General features: G+C 42.6%; 1 protein-coding gene. It reads right to left on the bottom strand.

The features are described 5' to 3' along the window. On the bottom strand, positions 1-2,093 hold a 2,093-nt coding region (locus C1G49_RS11055; RefSeq protein ID WP_419579747.1), incomplete at both ends, for a mucin-binding protein.

Genomic DNA, 2,093 nt, shown 5'->3' with positions numbered 1-2,093 from the left:
GCAGCTACTGTCTTAGGAATAACTGTTTCAGACATTGGCGCATCTACACCCTCAAGGGTTGTACGAGTTGCTGTGTAGTCTGTGATAGCTGGAATTTGGTTTCCGCTAAGTGTGTCCGTTGTATCTGCTGCCCAGTCACCGTAAGTCACTTCACCAGTTACAAGGTTTACTTGAGCTGGACGAGTGAAGGTTACTGTTTCAGTCTTAACAAGTGGTGTACCTTCTGTAGAGTCTTTTGGCAAGACATTGCCTGCAGCGTCTACACGAACTGGTGTACCATCTTCATACTTGTACTCAACTGTACGAGTTACTTCTTGAGTTGTTTCCAAGTTTTCAACAGTATCTGGCCATACTGGTGAGTTTGGATCTGTTGGATCGACTGGTTCACCTGGTACAGCAGTCTTAGGAACATCAACAACACGAGGCTTGATCACAACAAGGAATTCTTGCTTAACAGCTGTATCGTAGTCGTAGTCTTGACCAGCGGCTGTTGTGAAGTTGTCAGATACAAGCTCATAACCCAATTTCTTATACTTGTTAATGGTATCTTCTGTTGAGTAAGTGATGTCTGTACCTGGGTTACCTGTTAAAGTACCTGAATCTTCTAAGAAGTCTGTCGCTCCTTCAACTTGGTAGCGGATGATAGCTTCCTGTGGAACTGGTGTATAGATATGAGTTGTTTCAGTAACAGTTTGGGCATTGTTATTCAAACTGATAGTATGGTGAATCCCATTCCAAGACTTTGGACGTACACCAAGATCTTGATCACCTCCCCACCCACTCGTATCCGTCGTCGAACCATCATTCTTACGAGTATCATATTCAAAGGTTATTCGCGATGCGTTACCTAGGGCTGCTGGGCGAAGACGAGCAAATGCTAGTGTACCATCTTGTTTCTCGTTAAATTTGATATGGAACCACTGGCTTGTTGAAGTCAAGGTACTGAAATCAAGCTCTGCTGGGTCTGTTATCAAGGTACCACGGACAGGAGTTGGTTGCTTATCCCCTTCTTTGTCTGGATAAATCTTCTCTGTTGAAGCATCTACGCGATAAACTTCATAACCAGAGGTTAGAAGAGAAGGAAGAAGCTTCAAGTTTGTATTCACTGCACCAACTGGCATGTCATCTGTTACCAAGATTGGTAGGAAGCCATCTAGATTAGTATCTGTAAAACTCTGTGTACCTGTGTAGTTCGGATCTGCTATGTAGTAGGTTTTCTTAATAGTTCCATCTGTACCCACAGCTTCAACGATAGTCTTGAACTGTACACCACTTGTAGCAAAACGAGTTACTTCAACGTATGGCTCTGATGGAACTAGAACGACGTTAGATGTTGTTGTTGTCGTTTCTTTGTAAGTATAACCCGCAAACTCTCTCTTTTCAGACGGTGTTGTATTCAAGTCTGGTGTTGTTAACACCGTATAGGTAGCTAGTTGTTGACCATCCTCTGTCTTGTAGACAGTCGTATTAGTGGTTGGTCGGATCAACTTTTGACTGACAGCACTCATTGTGTTGTAAGCCCATTGAATACGAATAACACCGAACATATCTTTCGAATCATAGTCGGGGTCATAGGTATATACAAATGGATAGCCTGCACCATGTGTAGTCTTGAAGTAATCAAAGTCTACAGCTGTGTTTGGCTCAACTTCCTTAGTTTCAACAACTGTTCCGTCGTTTGCAACCAACTCTACCAAGAGCTTGCCGTAAAGATTGGTTGGTTTAACAGATGTACGGAAGTAAGCTCCACCTGTTGACTGTCCACCGTTTTCTTTGAAAGGTGTATAGACAGGTGCAACAGCATCAAAGTATGCAACAGGTGTATATTGAATTGTCAAATAATCCGCATTTTCAGTAGCTTTATAGCTACCGCTCACTTTTGATGTTACACTTGCACCATTTGGATCGGACATATCTGGAGTTGCAGTTGTACCTGTTTCGATAAGGATACCATCTCCATCACCAACGTTTTGTAGGTTAGTAGAAGTCGCTGCAAGCAAGACTTGGATATCTTCAGTTCCCAAGAATTTACGCAATTCCAAAGCCAAGGCTTCCACATTTGTACGAACTGCATTGATTTGTTCATTAACATT

The sequence above is a fragment of the Streptococcus suis genome, assembly GCF_002960625.1.
In the GTDB taxonomy this organism is placed as follows: domain Bacteria; phylum Bacillota; class Bacilli; order Lactobacillales; family Streptococcaceae; genus Streptococcus; species Streptococcus suis_T.
Note: the sequence above shows the minus strand (reverse complement) of the source record. Positions and strands in the feature narration are given on the sequence as shown.